General features: G+C 43.0%; 21 protein-coding genes. 7 read left to right on the forward strand and 14 right to left on the reverse strand.

Features of this window, described 5'->3' with window-relative positions:
• Positions 1–123 precede the first annotated feature (123 nt).
• A complete protein-coding gene (tyrS, locus tag DFP75_RS17870) occupies positions 124–1,428 on the reverse strand; it encodes a tyrosine--tRNA ligase (RefSeq protein WP_110577408.1) in 1,305 nt (434 codons plus the stop codon).
• Positions 1,429–1,533: 105 nt separating this feature from the next.
• On the opposite strand from tyrS, the gene DFP75_RS17875 reads away from it, so the two are divergent.
• Positions 1,534–2,940, forward strand: coding sequence for a peptidoglycan DD-metalloendopeptidase family protein (locus DFP75_RS17875; protein ID WP_110577409.1), 1,407 nt, complete (start codon positions 1,534–1,536; stop codon positions 2,938–2,940).
• 53 nt (positions 2,941–2,993) lie between these two features.
• Here DFP75_RS17875 and trxA read toward each other — a convergent pair whose 3' ends face one another.
• The 6 genes from trxA to lptM form a co-directional block, all read right to left on the reverse strand.
• A complete protein-coding gene (trxA, locus tag DFP75_RS17880) occupies positions 2,994–3,320 on the reverse strand; it encodes a thioredoxin TrxA (protein WP_110577410.1) in 327 nt (108 codons plus the stop codon).
• Between the two features lie 105 nt (positions 3,321–3,425).
• The gene (locus tag DFP75_RS17885; RefSeq protein ID WP_110577411.1) at positions 3,426–4,139 is read right to left on the reverse strand and encodes an HAD family hydrolase; all 714 of its coding nucleotides are present in this window, start codon (positions 4,137–4,139) and stop codon (positions 3,426–3,428) included.
• Complete coding sequence (locus tag DFP75_RS17890; protein WP_110577412.1) at positions 4,136–4,801, reverse strand: DUF484 family protein; 666 nt, start codon at positions 4,799–4,801, stop codon at positions 4,136–4,138. Before DFP75_RS17890 ends, DFP75_RS17885 begins: the two co-directional genes overlap by 4 nt.
• Before the next feature lie 7 nt (positions 4,802–4,808).
• Positions 4,809–5,639: a diaminopimelate epimerase gene (dapF, locus tag DFP75_RS17895; protein ID WP_110577413.1), complete on the reverse strand. Its 831-nt coding sequence runs from the start codon at positions 5,637–5,639 to the stop codon at positions 4,809–4,811.
• 10 nt (positions 5,640–5,649) lie between these two features.
• Positions 5,650–6,903, reverse strand: coding sequence for a diaminopimelate decarboxylase (gene lysA / locus DFP75_RS17900; protein WP_110577414.1), 1,254 nt, complete (start codon positions 6,901–6,903; stop codon positions 5,650–5,652).
• 14 nt (positions 6,904–6,917) lie between these two features.
• Entirely contained in the window at positions 6,918–7,154 is a 237-nt protein-coding gene (lptM, locus tag DFP75_RS18540) for an LPS translocon maturation chaperone LptM (protein ID WP_217494972.1), read from the reverse strand.
• A gap of 57 nt (positions 7,155–7,211) precedes the next feature.
• Here lptM and DFP75_RS17910 point away from each other — a divergent pair, with 57 nt between their 5' ends.
• The gene (locus tag DFP75_RS17910) at positions 7,212–8,093 is read left to right on the forward strand and encodes a hypothetical protein (protein ID WP_146219967.1); all 882 of its coding nucleotides are present in this window, start codon (positions 7,212–7,214) and stop codon (positions 8,091–8,093) included.
• An 84-nt stretch (positions 8,094–8,177) separates the two neighbouring features.
• On the opposite strand, the gene argH is transcribed toward DFP75_RS17910, so the two are convergent.
• A complete protein-coding gene (gene argH, locus DFP75_RS17915) occupies positions 8,178–9,578 on the reverse strand; it encodes an argininosuccinate lyase (RefSeq protein WP_110577416.1) in 1,401 nt (466 codons plus the stop codon).
• Between the two features lie 156 nt (positions 9,579–9,734).
• Here argH and hemC point away from each other — a divergent pair, with 156 nt between their 5' ends.
• The 4 genes from hemC to DFP75_RS17935 are packed head-to-tail and all read left to right on the forward strand — an operon-like array spanning position 9,735 to position 13,926.
• A complete protein-coding gene (gene hemC, locus DFP75_RS17920; protein ID WP_110577417.1) occupies positions 9,735–10,658 on the forward strand; it encodes a hydroxymethylbilane synthase in 924 nt (307 codons plus the stop codon).
• A gap of 16 nt (positions 10,659–10,674) precedes the next feature.
• Entirely contained in the window at positions 10,675–11,436 is a 762-nt protein-coding gene (locus DFP75_RS17925) for a uroporphyrinogen-III synthase (RefSeq protein WP_110577436.1), read from the forward strand.
• Positions 11,429–12,700, forward strand: a complete 1,272-nt coding sequence (locus DFP75_RS17930) for a uroporphyrinogen-III C-methyltransferase (RefSeq protein ID WP_110577418.1) — start codon at positions 11,429–11,431, stop codon at positions 12,698–12,700. The genes DFP75_RS17925 and DFP75_RS17930 overlap by 8 nt, the downstream gene beginning before the upstream one ends.
• Positions 12,697–13,926: a heme biosynthesis HemY N-terminal domain-containing protein gene (locus DFP75_RS17935; protein ID WP_110577419.1), complete on the forward strand. Its 1,230-nt coding sequence runs from the start codon at positions 12,697–12,699 to the stop codon at positions 13,924–13,926. Before DFP75_RS17930 ends, DFP75_RS17935 begins: the two co-directional genes overlap by 4 nt.
• Positions 13,927–13,986: 60 nt before the next feature.
• On the opposite strand, the gene DFP75_RS17940 is transcribed toward DFP75_RS17935, so the two are convergent.
• From DFP75_RS17940 to DFP75_RS17950, 3 genes are all read right to left on the reverse strand, one after another.
• Positions 13,987–15,534, reverse strand: coding sequence for a methyl-accepting chemotaxis protein (locus tag DFP75_RS17940; RefSeq protein WP_110577420.1), 1,548 nt, complete (start codon positions 15,532–15,534; stop codon positions 13,987–13,989).
• 99 nt (positions 15,535–15,633) lie between these two features.
• Positions 15,634–16,545: a hypothetical protein gene (locus tag DFP75_RS17945; protein ID WP_110577421.1), complete on the reverse strand. Its 912-nt coding sequence runs from the start codon at positions 16,543–16,545 to the stop codon at positions 15,634–15,636.
• Positions 16,546–16,598: 53 nt separating this feature from the next.
• Positions 16,599–16,784: a hypothetical protein gene (locus DFP75_RS17950; RefSeq protein ID WP_110577422.1), complete on the reverse strand. Its 186-nt coding sequence runs from the start codon at positions 16,782–16,784 to the stop codon at positions 16,599–16,601.
• Between the two features lie 91 nt (positions 16,785–16,875).
• On the opposite strand from DFP75_RS17950, the gene yaaA reads away from it, so the two are divergent.
• Entirely contained in the window at positions 16,876–17,658 is a 783-nt protein-coding gene (gene yaaA / locus DFP75_RS17955; RefSeq protein ID WP_110577423.1) for a peroxide stress protein YaaA, read from the forward strand.
• 47 nt (positions 17,659–17,705) lie between these two features.
• Here yaaA and prmC read toward each other — a convergent pair whose 3' ends face one another.
• From prmC to hemA, 3 genes are read right to left on the reverse strand one after another with little or no spacing between them, the layout of a single operon-like run.
• Positions 17,706–18,545 (reverse strand): peptide chain release factor N(5)-glutamine methyltransferase, encoded by an 840-nt coding sequence (gene prmC, locus DFP75_RS17960; protein ID WP_110577424.1) that lies wholly within the window; start codon positions 18,543–18,545, stop codon positions 17,706–17,708.
• A 22-nt stretch (positions 18,546–18,567) separates the two neighbouring features.
• A complete protein-coding gene (prfA, locus tag DFP75_RS17965) occupies positions 18,568–19,656 on the reverse strand; it encodes a peptide chain release factor 1 (RefSeq protein WP_110577425.1) in 1,089 nt (362 codons plus the stop codon).
• A gap of 3 nt (positions 19,657–19,659) precedes the next feature.
• On the reverse strand, positions 19,660–20,928 hold the full coding sequence (gene hemA, locus DFP75_RS17970; protein ID WP_110577426.1) for a glutamyl-tRNA reductase: 1,269 nt from the start codon (positions 20,926–20,928) through the stop codon (positions 19,660–19,662).
• Positions 20,929–21,063: the final 135 nt, after the last annotated feature.

Raw genomic sequence — 21,063 nt, forward strand, 5'->3', positions numbered from 1 at the left:
GCAAGCTCTTTTTTCACTTTTTATGAAAAGTTTTTATTTTTCTTCTCTAAGCCCCACATAAACAAAAAGACACCTAGGTGTCTTTTTGTTGGAACGGATGCATTAAGCAGTTCATAACCTAGTCTACAAGACGAATAAATGATGCTTCTTCTTGCCTAGTTTTACTAAGAAGTACTTACCAAAGTAACCATTCTGTGCAGTAAATATTTCAGCAGCTGCCATATTGTCATTTAAACCTTTAGCAACACCATTTACGAACACTGATTCTCGCTGAAGTGCATCTTTTACTTGCTTACCACTTGCTGCCAGACCTGCGTCAGCCATTAAACTAGTTAATGGCGTTTGCGCTAAATCTACTTCACGTAAAGAACTACTTGGAAGACCGTCCAATTGAATTTGCTCAAGATCTTGCTCACTAAGTTGATCTGCCTCACCACTAAACAAAGCTTGGGTAATACGCTCCGCGGCTTGAAGTCCTTCATCTCCGTGAACCAAACGTGTTGCTTCACGAGCTAAAATAGACTGAGCCTGAGGCTTACCAGTGCTTTCTTGGTCTGCTTTTTCAATCGCATCAATTTCTTCAAGGCTAAGGAAGGTGAAGAATTTCAAAAATTTGTATACATCTGCGTCAGCTGTATTCATCCAGAATTGGTAAAAGGCATACTGACTTGTTTTCGCTGAATCCAGCCAAACTGCACCAGATTCTGTTTTGCCAAATTTAGTTCCGTCTGCTTTAGTTACAAGCGGCACTGTCATTCCAAAAGTTTGAGCTTGATTTTGACGACGAGAAAGATCTATACCACCAACGATATTTCCCCATTGGTCGCTGCCACCAATCTGAAGAGTACAATCATATTTACGATTAAGCTCAGCAAAATCCATACCCTGCAGTAACGCATAAGAAAACTCGGTAAAAGATATCCCAGCGCCTTCTCTATTTAGTCGCTGCTGAACGGACTCTTTATTGATCATTGAGTTAACAGAGAAATGCTTGCCGATATCACGCAAAAAATCCAACACATTCATTTCGCCAGCCCAATCGAGGTTATTTACCACTCGAGCAGGGTTAGGTACATCATCAAACTTCACAAATTGGCTAACTTGCCCACGAATCTTCTCGGCCCATCCTGCAACAATATCAGAAGTATTCAACTGACGTTCCGCTGCTTTAAAGCTTGGATCACCGATAAGACCTGTCGCACCACCCACCAATGCAATTGGGTTGTGTCCCGCATCTTGGAAACGCTTCAAGACAAGGAGCGGCACAAGGTGCCCCAGATGCAAACTGTCCGCTGTAGGATCAAAACCACAATAAAGAGTACGACTTCCAGCATCTAGGTGTTTTTTCAGCTCCTCTTCCGCTGTCATTTGAGCGACAAGTCCACGAGCTTGCAAGTCATTTAATAGGTCTTTACTGCTTACAGTCATTTTTTGATCCATATCCTGATTAGTTTATCGTACTTAAGCATTCAATTATAAAAGTAATGTTGGTAGGATTATAAGGCTTTTATAAAGATTTTTCGGGTATACATTTTGATAAAGTTATTACCAACAAAGCATTTACTGCTCATCGCAGCAATAAGTGCACTCCTCGCCCTAGTACTCATAGTGCTTCCGGAGGAGGAAACGAACGACAGCGGTCAAATATCATTTGAAGCCAACTTCGAAGTAATCGACCAGTCTCAGCTCATGCTTCATGACTTGCAGAAGCTCACACCTAAAAACAATATTCCGTTTTCTAACAACTCAGAACAACAGCTTAGCGATACAAACTACGAAATCCCTGCACCACAGGCCCTAGTAAAAAAAGTCAGTCCACCAACGTTTAAAACACAAGCGGTTGAAGTCAAATCGGGCGACTCTTTATCAAAAATTCTATCTAAGGCCGGTATATCTGCACAGGATATATACAAAGTCTCTCAAGCAGATAAAAAACAAAAAACACTCCTTCAAATGAGACCCGGCCAAGAGATCAACTTTACAACCAACGAAGTTTCTGGCGAGCTTACTCACTTAACTCTCGTTCTAAATAGGTTAGATAGCGTTACCTTTGAAAGGAATGATGACAAATTTTCTAGATCTGAAGCATCAAGAACACCAGAGGTTAACCAGACGTATAAAGAAGCGGAAATCAATAGCTCTTTATTTGTAGATGGTTTAAAAGCAGGCATAGACCAGCCTCTTTTAATTGAACTAGCCAATATCTTCGGCTGGGATATCGACTTTGCGTTAGATATTCGCAAAGGAGATAGCCTAAGCGTGCTCTATGAAGAGAAGTTTCTTGATGGTGAAAAAATTGGAAATGGCAACATTATCGCAGCCCAATTTATCAACAATGGCCGAACCTATCAGGCAATTAGATTCCAAACCGAGAAAGGAGCCAGCTACTATACTCCAGATGGTTTAGCGATGAGAAAAGCGTTCATAAGAACGCCTGTTGACTTCACTAGGATTTCATCAAAATTCAACCCAAATCGTTTACACCCAATTTTCAAGACAAGTCGACCACACAGAGGTGTTGACTACGCCGCCGCAAGCGGAACACCGGTTAAAGCTGCTGGCGATGGTAAAGTGTCATTTGCAGGCAAACAAAATGGCTATGGAAATGTCGTCATCATCGATCATGGCAAAGGGTACCAGACACTTTATGCACACCTAAAAGGATTCGCCAGAGGCACTAAACGTGGTGCAAGAGTAAAACAAGGACAATTTATTGCCTATGTAGGACAAACCGGTTGGGCAACAGGGCCTCATCTACATTATGAATTTAGGATCAACGGCACTCACAAAAATCCTGTCACCGTTAAACTACCTAACGATGATCCTATGCCTAAGAAGGACTTACAAAAGTATCTTCCTTATGCAAAGCAAGTCGTTGCGACGCTAGCGAACTCGCACTCCCCTACCTTTGCACAAAAGCTAGCTTCATTAAAAGATTAACGCAGGCATAAAAAAAGCAGCCATATGGCTGCTTTTTACATGTCACAACAAGATTAAATTGCGCTGTTAACAAACTCGATCAACTGAGATTTAGAAACCGCACCAACTTTAGTTGCAGCCACTTCACCGCCTTTAACAATCAGCAAAGTAGGAATACCACGAACATTGTATTTTGGCGCTGTCTCTTGGTTTTCATCAACATTCAGCTTAACCACTTTAATTTTGCCCGCGTATTCAGCCGCTACGTCTTCTAGAACAGGTGCGATCATTTTGCAAGGTCCACACCAAGGAGCCCAAAAATCCACAAGAACTGGGATATCTGAATTCAAAACCTCTTCTGCAAATTGCGCGTCAGTAATCTGAACTGTATTTTCACTCATATATAAGTTCCTTAAAAAATCTCTTTACCTAATGAATGGGGCTAGTGTACCACTAAATCATGAGGGTAAAAATGTGTTCAAACAAATTAAAATAATAGAAAAAAACTATAATAACAAAGAACGAATAGCCGTTGGTAACTCCAACAGTGAATGGACTTCCGCATGCGAGCGAGCCCCCCATTCATCCTCCCAGCGTTGAGCACCATGACGATTAAACCAAACACTTCTCGCTCCAGCATTTGATGCTCCAAACACATCATCAACTGGGTGATCACCGATATGGATGATATCCGTCAGGTCAACACCCGCCTGTTTCGCTGCCATAGAAAAGACATCTACAGAAGGTTTAGCAACACCTAGTTGATCGGCACGAACAGCAAAATCAAAATATTGCCCTAGACCAACATAAGGATGAAACACATCGGCATTGCCATTCGTAATAACAGCCATTGAGTATTCTTGGCTCAAGGCTTCCAAAACATCAACAGCATGTGGATAAAGATCCACTTTCTGCCGCCATTCACAAAAGTGCGCCAAGGCAGCACTTGCTACAGAATCCGCTTCCTCTGATGGCAAGCCGAATTGTTTTAAAGCAAGTTTATAAATAGCCAAACGTATTGCCGTTAAATTCGGTGCAATCTCAGGATTTGACAGTATAACTTGGCCTTTCAGCTCTTCTCGAACAGAAAAAGGGAACTGACGGGAGAAACCAGGGAAGCGAGTTTCAAACCAAGACTCCATTGCATATTCAGCACGGGTAATAACAGGAGAAACATCCCACAAAGTGTTATCTAAATCGAAGGTAATCAACACACTCATGGCAGTAGCCTCAATAAAATTGCACTTAACAAATCAGCAACGTATTGAAGAAACAAAGCCCCCTTCTCTTTATCAAAAGCAGATTTACTTTCCGCCCCCAACACAAGAACACCACACCTTTTGATTTCACCACCCGCTCTAGACAGTAATGGCAAAACAGCAACAGACTTGATCGAAGAGGCATCATCAGCAAAAAGGTAGTTCATTTCATTAGCTGGCAGTACGCCACAAAAACAATCAGAGAAACCTGCGGTATGAGACAAAAATGCATCATCTTCCACTAGCTGATGAGTCCTAATAGCACTATCAGGAAACTCACCATACAAGATAAGCGCATGGTGAGACACTTCAAAATCATCGCGCACCATGTCATCAATAACAACAGCAAGATCGTCTAAAGAGCTGCAATTAAGACCTGCTAAAACGAGGCGACGACTCTTTTGCATAGTCGCTTCATTATCGCGAGCAACTTCAACTAAACGCTCAAACTGACTGCGGTAATCCGCAGTCGTCTTTCGCAATAAATTCACTTGATACTCAAGCAACGAAATCACTTTTCCATTAACTGGATGAGGAAGCGTCAGGCTCTCCAACAAATCAGTATGCCGGCTAAAAAAGTCCGGTTTTTGTGACAAATATTGAACAACATCGTCTTCGCTCATAATTCCTCTATAGGTAAATTTGACCTTCGAATACTTTCTCTGCAGGGCCTGTCATCAGAATAGGCAATCCCTCACCCTGCCATTCAATATGCAAATCACCACCACGTAGGTGTGCAGTAACTTTAGGTGACAACCAACCTTGCTTAATTCCAGCAACTACAGCAGCACAAGCACCAGTGCCGCAGGCTTGAGTTTCACCCACGCCACGTTCAAATACACGTAAATTGATTTCATCAGGGCTAACAACCTGCATAAAACCTACATTCACTTTACGAGGAAAACGTTCATGACACTCTATTAAGGCACCAATATTGGCGACTTCACTGTCAATGAGCTGATCCACCTTAATCACAGCATGAGGATTACCAACAGAGACAGGTGTAATGAAATATTCCGTATCACCAGCCATGACACTATAAAGCCCATCACAAGGCTCCGCAGTAAATGGCAAATCTTCTGGCGCAAAGCTTGGCTCGCCCATATCTACCGTAACAAGACCACCATCCAGCACACGTAACTGAATAGCGCCACGCTTTGTCTCGACGTTAATGATACGTTTATTGGTTAATTCACGATCTAAAACAAACTTAGCAAAGCAACGAGCACCGTTTCCACAATGCTCCACTTCACTGCCATCAGAGTTATAAATGCGGTAACGAAAATCCATATCTGGATTCATCGGAGGCTCGACAACTAGAAGCTGGTCAAAACCGATCCCCCAATTACGATCACTCAATCTTTCGATTTGTTGTTTATTAAAAAACACTTTACGAGACACAGCATCAACAACAACAAAGTCATTACCTAGACCATGCATTTTGGTAAATTTCAATAACACGACGCACTCCTCAGTCTGGCAAAACTTGCTCACCAGCTATCTGATGCTCAATCGTTTCACGAGCACGAATTAAATGCGTTGTGTCACCATCAACCATCACCTCTGCTGCGCGATTACGGCTGTTGTAGTTTGACGCCATAGTAAATCCGTACGCCCCAGCAGAGCGGACAACCAAAAGATCACCGGCCTGAATATCTAATTCACGGTCTTTACCTAAAAAGTCCCCTGTTTCACAAATAGGACCAACAAGATCATAACTGCGTTTACCTTCAGGAGTCGGTAGCAAAGACACTGGAACAATATTCATCCATGCGCCATATAAAGAAGGGCGAATAAGGTCGTTCATTGCGCCATCAATAATGGCAAAGTTTTTATGCGGCGTGCATTTTAAAAACTCAACTTGTGTTAATAAAACACCCGCATTTGCAGCGATAGAGCGACCCGGCTCGAAGGCCAATTGGAAATCCATGCCTTTTACTTTATCTAATAAAAGTTTGGCGTATTCTGCAGGTTCTGGTGGCACTTCATCACGGTAACGAACACCTAGACCACCACCAAGATCAAGATGCTTGATCTTAATCCCTTCGGCAGAAAGCTCATCCACCAGACCGATTAAACGATCAAAGGTATCCAAAAAAGGCTTAAGCTCTGTTAACTGAGAACCAATGTGACAATCGACCCCCATAACATTTAGGTTAGGTAATTCATGCGCAATTTTATAAATACGTACTGCGTCTTGGATATCAATACCAAATTTATTTTCTTTTAATCCAGTAGAAATATAAGGGTGCGTTTTAGCATCCACATCTGGATTAACGCGCAAAGAAACGGGGGCTATTTTGCCCATTTCACCCGCAACCTGATCCAGCCGATACAATTCCGCTTCAGATTCAACATTGAAGCAATGAATACCGACTTCAAGCGCTCGACGCATTTCAACGGCTTGCTTACCTAAACCTGAAAACATCACTTTTGATGGATCACCACCAGCTTTTAAAACACGCTCCAACTCACCAACAGAAACGATGTCAAAACCTGATCCAAGTCGAGCCAATACATTCAATATCGCAATATTAGAGCAGGCTTTTACGGCATAACAAATTAACGTTGGGTGCGATGCAAACGCATCTGCATAGGCTTTGTAATGTCGTTCTAACGTAGCACGAGAATAGACATAACAAGGCGTACCGTACTGATTAGCGATCTCTGATAAAGCAACATCCTCTGCATGCAGAGTTTGATTTGTATAATTAAAAAAATCCAAAGGGGAATCCTCAGCTATAAAGACGATTCTTGTTGCGACACAGCAGCATCATTTGGCAAATAAAGAGCACCTTTATTTCCACAAGAGGCCAAAACAACAGCCAAAACACATACTAAAGCCCACTTAGACATCATCTTATCTCTTCTATTTTTGATTAAGACAGTATACCTTGCAGCCAGTTCGTTTCCCAACCCCAGCGAGTTAATTACCGTGATAATCTTTTCAAAGCACTCTTTCATCGGATTTAACATGCGCGCGAGCTTGAATTTGGTATATTAACCTCAAGCTATAAAAGGTACTGGATTAACTTGGACTCAAATATTCCCAACATCAATAAAACGCCAACAGCAAGAAGCGCTATGAGAAACAAGATTGCCCCATGGATGGCTGCACTTGTCTGTGCCATCGCAATACACATACTCATACTCGAAATATCAGAAAACCAACATTGGTTTGATATCGACACACAACCCTCAAACTTTCAATTATTGCTCTTACCGGCACAAAACAACGAAAACGATCAACCCGAAGAAAGCGATACGTTTGCACAAGATCAAGAAATGGCATTGCCTGATATGCCAGAAGAGCCCCAACCCGCAAACGCGGAACAGGTTGAACCTGCATCAATCGATAATTCTGGAGCTCCAACAGGCAAAGAACTCAGTGAAAGAACAACAGCATTTGATCCTGAAGAGATCATTAGCAACATGGATAATCCGCCTGAAGATTTAAGTGGCGAATTACAGGAAGACGGATTACAGAGCACTGAACAGGACTCCATTTTCGCCCAGCAACAGCTGAACTTAGATAAACCAGACCTTCTTGATTTATCAAAAGTATCTTTATCACCAGAAGCAAGCAATGAATCGTTAAGCGGTGTTTTCTCCGCAGAACTACGAGAGAAAATTGAAGAATCTAAAAAAGCACAGAAAGAGTATTTAAAAGGTTTAACAAAAGAAACGGACTACCCCGTTACCAAAGATGCCGATGGCACACGCTACGTTAATATAAAAGGCGTATGCTGGCGGCTGCCTAAAGAAGGCAGTAATGAAAGCTGGGCAATTGTGTTTGACGGTTGCGGAGTTAAATCTAAGCTTTTTCACTTTGAGTTAAATATTTCACCAAGCGTCTTTACCAATGAGCTGTTAGGACCAGACTCACCATTCAATCTTAACCAGCCAGTTCAGTAATTGGTCTGAACTATTTACTCTCAAAAAAAACGGCTCCCAGAAGGCAGCCGTTTTTAATCATTTCATTTCACGATATTACACAGTTTACCGTTTTGCAAGATCCGCTTTAGCACGCTCAACGGCTTCTAACACTTGAGCTGGAGCGGTTCCACCAATGTGATTACGCGCTGCAACCGAACCTTCAAGCGTCAAGACATCAAAAACATCCGCTTCGATCATGTCGCCAAAAGATTGGAGCTCTTCCAATGTCATTTCAGATAAATCTTTACCTTCCTTAACTCCGTAACCTACAGCTTTACCCACAATTTCATGAGCGTCACGAAAAGCCACACCGTGGCGAACTAAGTAATCGGCCAAATCCGTCGCCGTAGAGAAGCCGCGACGAGCCGCTTCATACATATGCTCTTTACGAGACTCGATCGCAGGAATCATATCTGCGAAGGCACGCAATGAACCTTTCAACGTATCCACGGTATCAAACAATGGCTCTTTGTCTTCTTGGTTATCTTTGTTATACGCCAAACATTGCGACTTCATCAAAGTTAACAAGCCCATCAAATGACCATAGACGCGACCCGTTTTACCACGTACCAATTCTGGTACATCAGGGTTTTTCTTCTGCGGCATAATAGATGAGCCAGTGCAGAAACGGTCAGGCAGATAAATAAAGTTAAACTGAGCAGACACCCACATCACCATCTCTTCCGCCCAACGAGACATGTGCATCATGATGATAGAAGCGGTTGCTGTAAATTCGATGGCAAAATCGCGATCACTCACAGAATCCAAAGAGTTATAAGTCGGACGTTCAAACCCTAGCAACTCTGCCGTCATGTGACGATCAATCGGATACGTTGTGCCAGCAAGTGCCGCAGCACCAAGCGGCAGAATATTAATGCGTTTACGACAATCAGCTAAGCGCTCGTAATCACGCTGCATCATTTCGTACCAAGCCATTAAATGGTGGCCAAAAGTGACAGGCTGAGCCGTTTGTAAATGCGTAAAGCCAGGCATAATAGTATCGGCTTCTTTTTCCGCTAAACTCAAAATACCTTGTTGTAGACGAGTCACTTCTTCCATTAAAAAGTCCACTTCGTCACGCATATAAAGACGTATATCCGTCGCTACTTGGTCATTACGAGAGCGGCCAGTGTGCAGTTTTTTGCCAGTAATGCCGATCTTCTGCGTCAAGCGAGCCTCGATGTTCATGTGAACATCTTCTAATTCAACAGACCACTCAAACTCACCGCGCTCAATTTCACCCTCTATTTCAGTCAGACCCTGAATAATCTGATCTCGTTCTTCTGCCGTCAAAACACCAACGCTAGCAAGCATTTTGCCATGCGCAATTGATCCTTGAATATCCTGTTTTGCCATACGTTGATCAAACTCAACAGACGCGGTAAAACGCGCAACAAACGCATCGACAGGCTCAGAAAAACGACCACCCCATTGCTGGTTCGTGGTTTTATTAGTATCAGTCATTCGGTTGGTTCCCACACAAATTCAAACAGCTGCCAAGAGTACATTAAGCGCCTCGACTTATAAAGCATTGAAAGATGACGGAGTCCTTCTTAGCGAGTATCATTGAGTCAGAAAATTGGAAGGCATTTATCCATCTACAAGCTATTAGGAGATGAAGTGAAAGATAAAATTGTGATCGCAACCAGAGAAAGTCAGTTAGCCCTTTGGCAAGCCAACAATGTCAAAGCGCAACTAGAAAGCCTCTACCCAGACATGACAGTAGAGTTGCTGGGCATGACAACAAAAGGCGATCAAATTTTAGATTCACCCCTTTCTAAAATCGGTGGAAAAGGTCTTTTTGTTAAAGAATTAGAAAGTGCGCTTATGGATGGTCGAGCAGACATTGCTGTTCACTCCATGAAAGATGTGCCAATGGCCTTCCCTGAAGGGCTAGGTCTTGCCGTGATTTGTGAACGAGAAGACCCCAGCGATGCTTTTGTTTCCAACAAAGTAGACTCTCTAGATCAATTACCCAGTGGCTCTGTCGTGGGAACCTCCAGCTTACGACGCTCCTGCCAACTAAAAATGAATCGCCCTGACTTGATCATCAAAGACCTACGCGGCAATGTGAATACACGCTTAAGAAAAATGGACGATGGTGAATACGACGCAATTATTTTGGCAACAGCAGGATTAGTGCGTTTAGAAATGTTTGACCGTATCCGCCAGAGAATTCCTGCCGAAACCAGTTTACCCGCAGGAGGACAAGGCGCGATGGGAATAGAATGTCGCTCTGATGATGTGCAAACCATTCAACTACTAGCCCCATTACAACATGAAGAAACCGCTATTCGCGTGATCGCTGAACGAGCAGTCAATGAGCGTCTTAATGGTGGTTGTCAGGCTCCTATCGCTTGCTTTGCAACACTAAATGACGACACGATTTGGCTAAGAGGATTGGTTGGCAGCCCAGACGGTAAAACCATGATTGAAGGAGAAATCCGAGGCCATAAAGACGATGCGAAAGCACTCGGTGTGCAATTAGCCGATGATTTACTTGCTCGTGGTGCTGACGTCATCCTCGATGCTTTGTACAAATAAAATAGGCGAAACATTGGTGCAAGACTGTCATATTCTTATTACTCGACCAGAGCCTGAAAACACGCTTAGCTGCGAACGTGTTCGCCATCATGGTTGGTCTGCGATCCCCCTCCCCATGCTTGAGATAGCGCCAATCGAAGAGAACGACAGAAAAGCGGCTATTCGAGCTAAAATATTTGATATCGACACATTCGACTACGTCATATTTGTTAGCAAAAATGCGGCTCGAATCGCTTGTGACTGGCTGGATGACTGTTGGCCAATGTTGCCAGCCAATGTTCATTGGATCGGAATTGGACAAGGCACCACTCAAACATTGATAGATGAAGGCGTCCCCGCTTTGTCTAATCCAGGACACACCACAGAAGCCTTACTTGAATGGTTAAAACCTGCCAGAATGAAAGACCAGAAAATTCTGATCATTCGAGGGGAAGGCGGACGACCAGAGCTTGGCAATAAATTAGAAGAACGAGGCGCAAAAGTCAGCTATCTTTCACTATACGATAGAAAAAAACCACGTTATTCTGCTCAAACTTTCGTCATGTTACCCGATATTAATTTAATATGGGTTACCAGTGGTGAAAGCTTAGCCAATCTTTCAGAATACGTAACACGCCATATGCCACACTGGAAGTCACTCCCCATACTCACGCCGAGTAGCAGAGTGAACCAACAAGCAATAGATATGGGTTGGGTAAACGCCACATGCGCAAATGGTGCAGACGATAACAGCTTAATCAAAGCGACGGAACTTCATACAGGACAACAGAATGACTGAGAGCAACCAGCAAGAGAAACACCCAAAAGATGCGATTGAAGCCACTCCTGTCACGGCAAAAAAAGATAACGCCGATCAGTCAAGTTCTCCAAAATCAAAAAACGAACCGACGTCAACAAGCAATCTATTAGGCTCTCTTGCATTAGGTCTATCAACTATTGCCGTAGCGACCAGCGGCTGGCTTTATTTCCAAAGCACTCAGACCACTCTTCCACAAGACGTCCAACAACTGATTGCGCAGCAAAATACGCTAAGCAGTAAACTTTCGAGTAATACACTGAATCAATCTCAGCTAACCGAGCTCACCAAAAAAGTAAGCTTATCCGAACAAATGATTCAGTCGCAAAAAGAGCAGTTAGTTGCCCAACAAACTCTGCAAAATGAAAAGCTGCAATCACTTCAAGCCAAACTTAATCGCCTAAGCAATACCACCAAAGAAGATTGGAAATTAGCGGAAGCAGAATATTTAATTCGCCTTGCAAATCAGCGACTATTACTAGAAGCCGATAGCAGTGGAGCCGCCACTCTGTTGTCAAATGCAGACGATATTCTAAACGAATTAGAAGACCCTATTGTATTTGCAACACGAAAAGCGCTCGCCAAGGACATCCAAGCCCTAAAGTCGATTAATCAATTTGATTTAGAAGGCGCATACCTGCAACTGAATGCTCTTTATGACAGTGTCGCCTCTCTACCTCAGCGAGAGCCATCGAAAGAGTGGCAGACCAATACATCAGAAACATTACCTGAAAACACAGACAGTGAAAGCGCATCTGTTAGCAGCGTTAAATCAGCACTCGACAGTTTTTGGGCATCAATACGTTCGTTGGTCGTCATTAATTACAATCACAAACCCATCAAAGCCTTGCTGCCACCAGCGGAGTACCAACAACTCATTACAGGTCTACAATTACAGCTAGAAGTGGCCCAAGTCGCGTTAATAAAAGGTGAGCCAGCCATTTATCAACAAGCGTTATCTCGCGTCGCCAAAGCGACAACAGAGCACTTTGAAACTCAGTCAAATACGGTTACAACATTCTTAGCCAGCCTCACGGCCTTACAACAGTTGAATCCATCACCAGAATTACCACTCCCTAGAGAATCATTAATGTCGATGAAATCATTAATGAAAGAATGGAATAATCGTGGCTTCAATAAAGCAGATTCGTCTAATAATACGGAACAATCTCAAACAGAAAGCGAAAACAAAGTTAAAAGTTTAGATATGGCGACACCTCAGACCGACGAAGGAGATAATGCATGAGAAAGCTCCTCTTCTTACTTGTCATTATGATGGCTGTCGGTGGTGTCTTGGGCTTGCTTATGCGCCAAGACAGTGGCTACGTTTTGGTCGCCTACAATGGCGTCACTATTGAAACCAGTTTATGGGTACTGATCGTTGTCATGATTATTGCCCTGTATGTGCTTAGCTGGGTAAAGCGCATACTATTCATCACACTAAGACCAAGCAACTCTCTAGCAAAAGTAACAGGGAATCTCGCACAAAAAAGAGCCTCTCGGAACACCATCCGCGGTATGCTGGAGCTTGTTGGTGGCAACTGGAACAAAGCAGAGAAACTGCTTACCAATAGCGCTGAGAAAGTTCCTTATCCATTAATAAACTACATTGGTGCGGCATACGCAGCCAGTGAGCAAGATGAACATGAACGCTCAAAAGCCCTACTTCGTTTAGCCCATAAATCCACACCGGAAGCAGAGTTCGCTATTGGCTTTGCTCAGAGCCAGATACAAATTAAGCAAGAACACTACGAAGGCGCCCTAGCCTCATTATTACGTTTGCAAAAACTAAAACCTAAACACAGACAAACCTTAAAAATGCTGGTCAGTGTCTACACTCGCCTGAAAGATTGGGATGCTTTATTAGCTCTAACCCCAACACTCAAAAAAGAAGGCATTTTTGATGGCGACAATATGCTCGAGCTAGAAAAAAATGCTTTTTTAGCCATGCTGGATAAAATTAAATTTCGGAATAAGCTTGGCCAGAATAAAAAAGAGCTCGTGTCTGAAGTGGAAAGCCTATGGAACAAGCTAGATACACTGTCTCAAGACGATAGAATGAGACAGCTTTACGCACAAACACTTATCCATTTTGGTGATGATGACAAAGCAGAAAGCTTTATTAGATCAAGTTTAAATGAAAGCTGGTCTGAGGAGCTTATCTATGAATACAGCAATATAAAACAGGATAACCCTAAGAAGTTATTAAACCACTGCGAAAACTGGCTAAAAAAAGAGCCTGCAAGCGCCAACCTTTACCTGGCTTGCGGTCGTTTAAGCCAAGCTATGATGCTATGGGGCAAAGCGCGAGATTACTACGAACAGGCTCTTTCACTGGATAGCCAAAATGAAGCGCTTGCGGAACTTAGCCGTCTCCTTAACGCCATGGGTGACACCAAAGCAAGCCAAGAACTGATGATGATTAATTTAAATCAGGCTAGCCATAACTTAAAACCACTGCCCCTACCTTAGAAATAAGGCATAAAAAAAGCGCCGTTGTGTACAACGGCGCTTTTTTATTACCACATCAGGTTATTTGAACCGAACTACCAACTCATGCATGTTATCTGCAACACTCTGCAACGAACGAATACTATCACTCGATTGGTTCGATTTTTCAGAGCTTGCCACGGACAAATCAGAAATACGTACAACCTGCCTGTTAATATCTTCTGACACATGAGCTTGCTCTTCGACTGCAGCCGACATTTGCATCGCCATCTCTGAGATATTTGAAACAGCGCTTACAATGTTTGCAAACGAGTTTTCCATCTCGATGATTTTTTCCAAACCTTGCGCTGCATCTTGTTTGCCTTGGTTAGCAATAGATACTGAGCTTTTTGCGCCACTTCGAAGGGTCTCTATAATATGATGAATGTCTTTGGTTGACCCCTGTGTTCTTTGCGCCAGTTGTCGAACTTCGTCTGCAACCACCGCAAAACCTCGACCATGCTCACCCGCTCGGGCAGCTTCAATAGCCGCATTCAAAGCCAAAAGATTGGTTTGTTCTGCAATCTGATCAATCATCTGCGCAACTTGTGCAATTTGCTCAGAACGGTCGGCCAATTCTTGTACCGTAGCCCCGATATCATCAACCGTGTCACTCAACTTACGTATGGAGTGTCGAGTCTCTTCAACGATCTTCTGCCCACTTTCTGCAGATTTAGATGAAGACTTAGCGCTATCCGCCGTCATTTGAACATGCTCGGCAACATCATTAATCGTTGTTGTCATTTGTTGCATTGCGGCAGCAACATCTTGAGTTTCATGTTGCTGGCTAGCCATGCCTTTCGTCGTTTCAAGAGTCAATGCCAGCCCTATTTTAGACTGCTCGGAAACCTTTAAAGATTCATCTTCAAAACGCGTTAATACCGCATCCATCCTTGATATCAAGCTCTTTATACCAACATCTAGCGTAGCAACCTCTAAGCTTCGATCAGAGTAGGTAATACCAGCCAATGGATGAAGGAAGGACGTAGATAAGCGCTTCCTTAATGTCGACTGCAATTGAACACTATTCAGTACAAACAAGCCATTTGCCAACAAACTTGTTCCAGCTAGAACCCCCAAGCCATAAAGAATATTGACGCTTCCTGCCGCCGCAGCCAAAATAAGACCACCAATAGGCAGCAATACTTTCCATGACATAAAGGGACGCGGCAACACATTTTTACCGCTAACAATGCACTGATACACCTTTTCAGCTCGTACTACATCTTCTCGTTTGGGCACCGTTCTAACAGACTCATACCCAATGACTTTTCCTGAATCAGTGACAGGCGTCACATAAGCATCTACCCAATAATAATCACCGTTCTTGCAGCGGTTTTTTACCAACCCCATCCAGGCCTTCCCTTGCTTAAGGGTTTCCCACATTATTTGGAACGCCTCTTTCGGCATATCTGGATGACGTACAATATTATGATGACTACCAATTAACTCACTTTTATCAAAGCCGCTAATTTTTACAAAAGCATCATTGCAGTGGATTATTTGACCTTTTAAGTCTGTCGTTGTGATCAATTTTTCATTCTGAGAAAACGTTTTCTCTTGCTTCGTAACAGGCAAATTTTGACGCATAGAAAGCTATCCTTAAAACTTTACATGGGGGGCATTAACTAACCTTCAGTTGAGCATCATAAAATAAGCTTATAGTAAACTCACCCGAATTCTCATTTATTACTTTAGTAAGACTTTATTTAACCAGCGAGTAAAAACGGGCAATAAATATGTAGGTATTTGTAAAGCACCAGCGAGAGGTAAAAACGCGGGTCCTAATAAGACTCCGGCAATACTGTATGTTAATAAGACATTTCGATTACCGGAAGTAATGGCAGCAGTAAGGGCGATCGCCTTACCTTGCTTACGATAAAAAAGGTATGACAATGCAAAAAACAGGCAACACAACCCCGTGGCAATTAGAAAGTAATTCAACGCAATCAGCGGGTCCTGATCAAACAAGAGTCGAAAGCTACCGACCAACCCAAACGGAAAAGCAAACACCAATAAAATAGTGTAAGGCGATATTTTCATCAAAAATCGGCTTAGTGCCTCTCCAGGAAACAAGCGGTGAACCAAAAATGAAAACAACATTGGTCCAAAAATAAACACCATTAACCGAACAAAATAGCCAGACCAATCAAGCTCAACATGTTCTGTTTGAAAAATGATTAGAGTGATGAAAATAGAGACTGGCAAAATCAATGTAGTGGCTATCGTCATCGCCATAGCTTGCAAGCTATCAAAACCTAACGCACGTACAATGGCAGGAGTAGCAAACAAAGAGCCCGTTGCAGCCACAGCAACAACCGCAAGCAAAAGATCAGAATCAAATGATAGCCACCAGCCAATAAGACTGACCACAACCATAAATACAGCCGAATGCAAAACCGCATAAAACCAGATTTCTTTACTGCTTATTCGTTTAATTAATTCATTCTGTTTCATTCCCAGCAACGTCAGCGACATTAGGGTAAACAAAACAATAGGCAAAAAAGGGAAAAAAGCGAGTGAAATAGAAGGTAATAAAAAGCCGAGCACGGCAAACACAAACATGAAAGGAAGAGAATTTCGAACGAGGAACAGCAACATAGAGCGATAACCTTAGATAAAATAGTCCATTATAAATATCAGAAGTTATCTAATTATTTTTTAGAACCACAACAAATTTTATTATTTTCAGGTAATTCTGCAAGTTCCACGACCCATCCAGCACGTGCTTGATCAAATGCAGCCCGAAGAGCATTGAGCTCATCACTCGTAACAAGTGCGCCCTCCTTTTTAAAGGCAGCTTGACGAGCCTTAGGAAATTGTATCAGATTATTCTTCATAAACTATCTCTATTAAAGCATTGTCTGGATATCTATCGGCACTCTATGGATAATCTTTAGCAAACGCAATGATGAAGCAGATGGAACCCTTATGAAGTTTTTAATATCACCAGCAAAAACACTGGACCTAACCTCCACTCCTAGTATTGATATCGTTAGTGAACCAGAACTGTTGGATGAGTCTCAACAACTCATCAATACGATCAAACCATACTCTCCCGCAGAAATAGCGTCTCTCATGAAGCTGAGTGACAAACTCGCCACGCTCAATGTGTCACGTTATCAAGAATGGCAAAAAGAACACACAGTCAGCAACAGCCGCCCAGCCATTTATACCTTTATGGGCGATGTTTACACTGGGTTAGATGCTTACACATTAAATGAAAGCGATATGAAATACGCCCAAACATCTCTGCGCATTTTAAGCGGACTCTACGGGTTACTAAAGCCATTAGATCTAATGCAGGCTTATCGGCTAGAAATGGGTACTAGCCTTAAAAACGACAGAGGCACTAACCTTTATCAATTCTGGGGAGACATCATAGTAAACAAGATTAACGACACGCTTGAGGAAGGTGAATTATTGGTCAACCTAGCGTCAAATGAATACTTTAAAGCCGTGAATAAGAAAAAAATTACTTCACCGTTGATTACACCCAACTTTCTAGATGAAAAAAATGGTAAGTTTAAAGTCATCAGTTTTTACGCAAAAAAAGCTCGCGGCTTAATGGCGCGCTATCTGATAGAAAATCGCTGCGAAACACTGGATGAACTCAAGGCGTTTGATCTTGCAGGATATCGATACGATGCCCAGCAATCTACCAAGGACAACCCCGTATTCATCCGTCCAGAAAGTGCTCAACCGAAAAAATAGAAGGGCCTATGGAAGTAAGCGCTAACGATGGCGCTTGCTTCTAACTCCTAAACATACTGGCCAATCGTCACTCGATCATTGCCACCTAAATCTTGAAAGCTCTCGACCGCAATAAAACCCGCTTCTACAAAACATTTTTGCACAGCGATAGCTTGGTCATAGCCATGCTCAAACATCAAATAGGCACCTTGCTTCATAAAACGAGGAGCAACTTGAATAATATGCTCAATATCTGCCATGCCATGATTTTCAGCAACTAAAGCGCTTTTAGGCTCGAAACGCACATCCCCCTGAGACAAGTGCGCGTCCTCTGGATCAATGTAAGGTGGGTTAGATACTATAAGGTCAAACAACTCACCACCTTCTAATGATTCAAACCAACTGCTTTGCATAAACGTTGCATTACTCAATTGATTACGCACAGCATTTCTCTTAGCAAGAGCGACTGCCTCTTCAACCAAATCGACACCAACGATAATCGATCTAGGATGCTCTGAAGCCAGCGACAAGGCTATTGCGCCTGTTCCAGTACCAAGATCTAGAATGCGATTCACTTTGCTTATATCCAGCACAGACAAAGCCACTTCCACCAGCCGCTCAGTATCGGCTCGAGGAATTAATGTGCAGGGCGCCACTTCCAGATCCAAGCTCCAAAATGACTGCTCTCCCAACAAATAAGCAACTGGCTCCCCTAACTCTCGACGAGACAACAGGACATTAAACCTTTCACTATCTCTCACACTGACCTCTTTTTCAGGCCAAGTATAAAAATAAGAAGTCGACACAGCCAAGACATGAGCAAGCAACAGCTGTGCGTCCAATAAGGCCGTCTCTGAAACAGAAGAAAGGCGCTCAGAGGCGCCTTTTAATAGTTCATCAATTCGCATGTGCGATGATTACCTTTAATAATTAGTTGTCGCCACTCAGTGCTGCCAATTGCTCAGCTTGGAACTCATTCACCAACGGATTAATCAAGACATCCAAATCACCGGTTACGATTTCATCTAACTTATACAAAGTCAGGTTAATACGATGATCTGTAACACGCCCTTGCGGGTAATTATATGTTCGGATACGCTCTGATCGATCACCACTACCAACCAAAGACTTACGCGTTTCTGATTGTTCGCTGGCTGCTTTCTCTTGCTCTGCAGCTTGCAAACGAGACGCCAGTAATGACATGGCTTTAGCACGGTTCTTATGTTGAGATCGCTCTTCCTGACATTCTACAACGACACCCGTTGGAATGTGAGTAAGACGGATAGCGGAGTCTGTTTTGTTAACGTGCTGACCACCCGCACCAGACGCGCGGAACGTATCAATACGCAGATCAGCTTTATTGATGATGATGTCATCAATTTCATCCATTTCAGGCATGACAGCCACAGTACAAGCTGAGGTATGAATACGGCCTTGAGATTCTGTCGCAGGTACTCGCTGAACTCGGTGCGCACCAGATTCAAACTTCAACTTTGAATACGCTCCGTCACCGACGATTCGCGCTATGACTTCTTTATAACCACCATGCTCGCCTTCACTCGCGCTGACAATTTCTACTTTCCAACGTTGCGCCTCGGCATAACGAGAGTACATACGGAATAAATCGCCGGAGAAAATAGACGCTTCATCGCCACCAGTTCCGGCACGCACTTCCAAAAACACGTTGCGGGAATCATTCGGATCTTTTGGTAGTAACAATTTCTGCAATACCAACTGAAGCTCTTCTTTTTGCGCTTGACCTGCTTTGTATTCCTCAACCCCCATTTCTTTAATATCAGGGTCGGCATCTGTCATCATCAATTCAGCCTCAGCGATATTTTCATCTATTTGCTGAAACTCATTAAAACATTTAACAACAGGCTCAAGCTCAGCATACTCTTTCGAATAAGCACGAAACAATTCTTGATCCATGATGACTTCAGCAACACCGAGTAGCGCCGCCAATTCATCATAACGATCAGATAAGCTTTCTAATTTTAACTTTATCGATTCTTTCATTTTTTAATTATCTTTTTCTTCGTAGATGCCCAATACATTTGAGGCAATGGTTAATGCATGTTGGTCAGCGTCAGCTCCGGCATCGCGTAAGTAACGCGTTGGCGAGTGAATTAGCTTATTCATTAGACTATGAGCAAGTTTATTAACCACTTGCTCTGGAGACTGTCCCATCTCTAGGCCTTTAAGCGCTTTTTCCAATTCGGTATTTTTTATCGCCTCGGCAGACTGCCTAAAGGCGACTATCAGGTCTGAGACTTTTCTCGACTCAATCACTCGTCGGTAAGAGTCTACCCCTTCTTCAATCATTTGCTCAGCGGCTTTCGCCGCATCTTGCCTTGCTCTAACATTTTCTTCAATCACTGAATGAAGATCGTCAACAGTATATAAGTAAGCATCACTCACTTCGTCGACTTCAGGCTCAATATCACGAGGTACCGCAATGTCGATCAGTAACATCGGAGAATGACGACGTTTTGCCGTGGCACGCTCAACCATGCCTTTACCGATAATAGGCAGCTGACTCGCGGTCGAAGAAATGACAATATCAGCTTGAGACAAATAGTCACCGACCTCACCCAACATGATTGCCTCTGCCTTCAGCTCTGTCGCTAACGCCTCGGCTCTCGCTAATGTTCGGTTCGCAACAATAATGCGCTTGATACCATTTTCTTTGAGGTGTCTGGCAACCAACTCAATCGTTTGGCCTGCACCAATCAGCAAGGCTGTGCTGTTTCTAATATCGGCAAAAATTCGCTGCGCAAGACTGACTGCTGCAAACGCAATCGAAACTGGGTTTTCACCTATAGCCGTATCGGTTCGAACACGTTTGGCTACAGAAAAGGTGCGCTGAAATAATGATTCTAACTCTGGGCCAATACAAGAACCTTCCTGAGACACTGCGTAAGCAGACTTAACTTGCCCTAAAATTTGAGGTTCACCAAGAATCAAAGAGTCCAAGCCAGATGCAACTCGCATCACATGACGAACACTATCGTCATCTGTGTGCGTATAACAATACTGCTGAAGATCAGACAAGGCGATACCGTGGTATTCCCCCAACCAAGCAATAACGTCACTTGCTTTGGTGAAATCTTCAACAGAACAGTATAGTTCTGTACGATTACAAGTCGAGACAATAACGGCTTCACTGGCTTTTCTTTCAGAGATAAGAGAAGACAAAGCATCAATCATTTTCTCGGGCGCAAAGGCGACGCGCTCACGTATCGAAACTGGCGCTGTTTTGTGATTTACACCTACAGTAATTAGCGGCATTCAGGACTCTTATCAAAGATCGAGATCTTAAGGTAATGACAGAAGCAAGCATTGCTCCAACATGACTCTTTACATAAAGAAGACACATTATACGAGAAATTCGCTTTTTTTCGCACCCCATATGATCAATAAAAG

Source organism: Marinomonas alcarazii (assembly GCF_003208215.1).
GTDB classification, from domain to species: Bacteria; Pseudomonadota; Gammaproteobacteria; order Pseudomonadales; family Marinomonadaceae; genus Marinomonas; species Marinomonas alcarazii.

What these genes read in the sequence shown, in the direction of transcription:
- tyrS (WP_110577408.1), bottom strand. Translation starts at nt 1,428, where the DNA reads ATGACTGTAAGCAGTAAAGACCTATTAAATGACTTGCAAGCTCGTGGA.
- trxA (WP_110577410.1), bottom strand. Translation starts at nt 3,320, where the DNA reads ATGAGTGAAAATACAGTTCAGATTACTGACGCGCAATTTGCAGAAGAG.
- DFP75_RS17885 (WP_110577411.1), bottom strand. Translation starts at nt 4,139, where the DNA reads ATGAGTGTGTTGATTACCTTCGATTTAGATAACACTTTGTGGGATGTT.
- DFP75_RS17890 (WP_110577412.1), bottom strand. Translation starts at nt 4,801, where the DNA reads ATGAGCGAAGACGATGTTGTTCAATATTTGTCACAAAAACCGGACTTT.
- lptM (WP_217494972.1), bottom strand. Translation starts at nt 7,154, where the DNA reads ATGTTAAATCCGATGAAAGAGTGCTTTGAAAAGATTATCACGGTAATT.
- argH (WP_110577416.1), bottom strand. Translation starts at nt 9,578, where the DNA reads ATGACTGATACTAATAAAACCACGAACCAGCAATGGGGTGGTCGTTTT.
- DFP75_RS17930 (WP_110577418.1), top strand. Translation starts at nt 11,429, where the DNA reads ATGACTGAGAGCAACCAGCAAGAGAAACACCCAAAAGATGCGATTGAA.
- DFP75_RS17935 (WP_110577419.1), top strand. Translation starts at nt 12,697, where the DNA reads ATGAGAAAGCTCCTCTTCTTACTTGTCATTATGATGGCTGTCGGTGGT.
- DFP75_RS17940 (WP_110577420.1), bottom strand. Translation starts at nt 15,534, where the DNA reads ATGCGTCAAAATTTGCCTGTTACGAAGCAAGAGAAAACGTTTTCTCAG.
- DFP75_RS17945 (WP_110577421.1), bottom strand. Translation starts at nt 16,545, where the DNA reads ATGTTGCTGTTCCTCGTTCGAAATTCTCTTCCTTTCATGTTTGTGTTT.
- DFP75_RS17950 (WP_110577422.1), bottom strand. Translation starts at nt 16,784, where the DNA reads ATGAAGAATAATCTGATACAATTTCCTAAGGCTCGTCAAGCTGCCTTT.
- yaaA (WP_110577423.1), top strand. Translation starts at nt 16,876, where the DNA reads ATGAAGTTTTTAATATCACCAGCAAAAACACTGGACCTAACCTCCACT.
- prmC (WP_110577424.1), bottom strand. Translation starts at nt 18,545, where the DNA reads ATGCGAATTGATGAACTATTAAAAGGCGCCTCTGAGCGCCTTTCTTCT.
- prfA (WP_110577425.1), bottom strand. Translation starts at nt 19,656, where the DNA reads ATGAAAGAATCGATAAAGTTAAAATTAGAAAGCTTATCTGATCGTTAT.
- hemA (WP_110577426.1), bottom strand. Translation starts at nt 20,928, where the DNA reads ATGCCGCTAATTACTGTAGGTGTAAATCACAAAACAGCGCCAGTTTCG.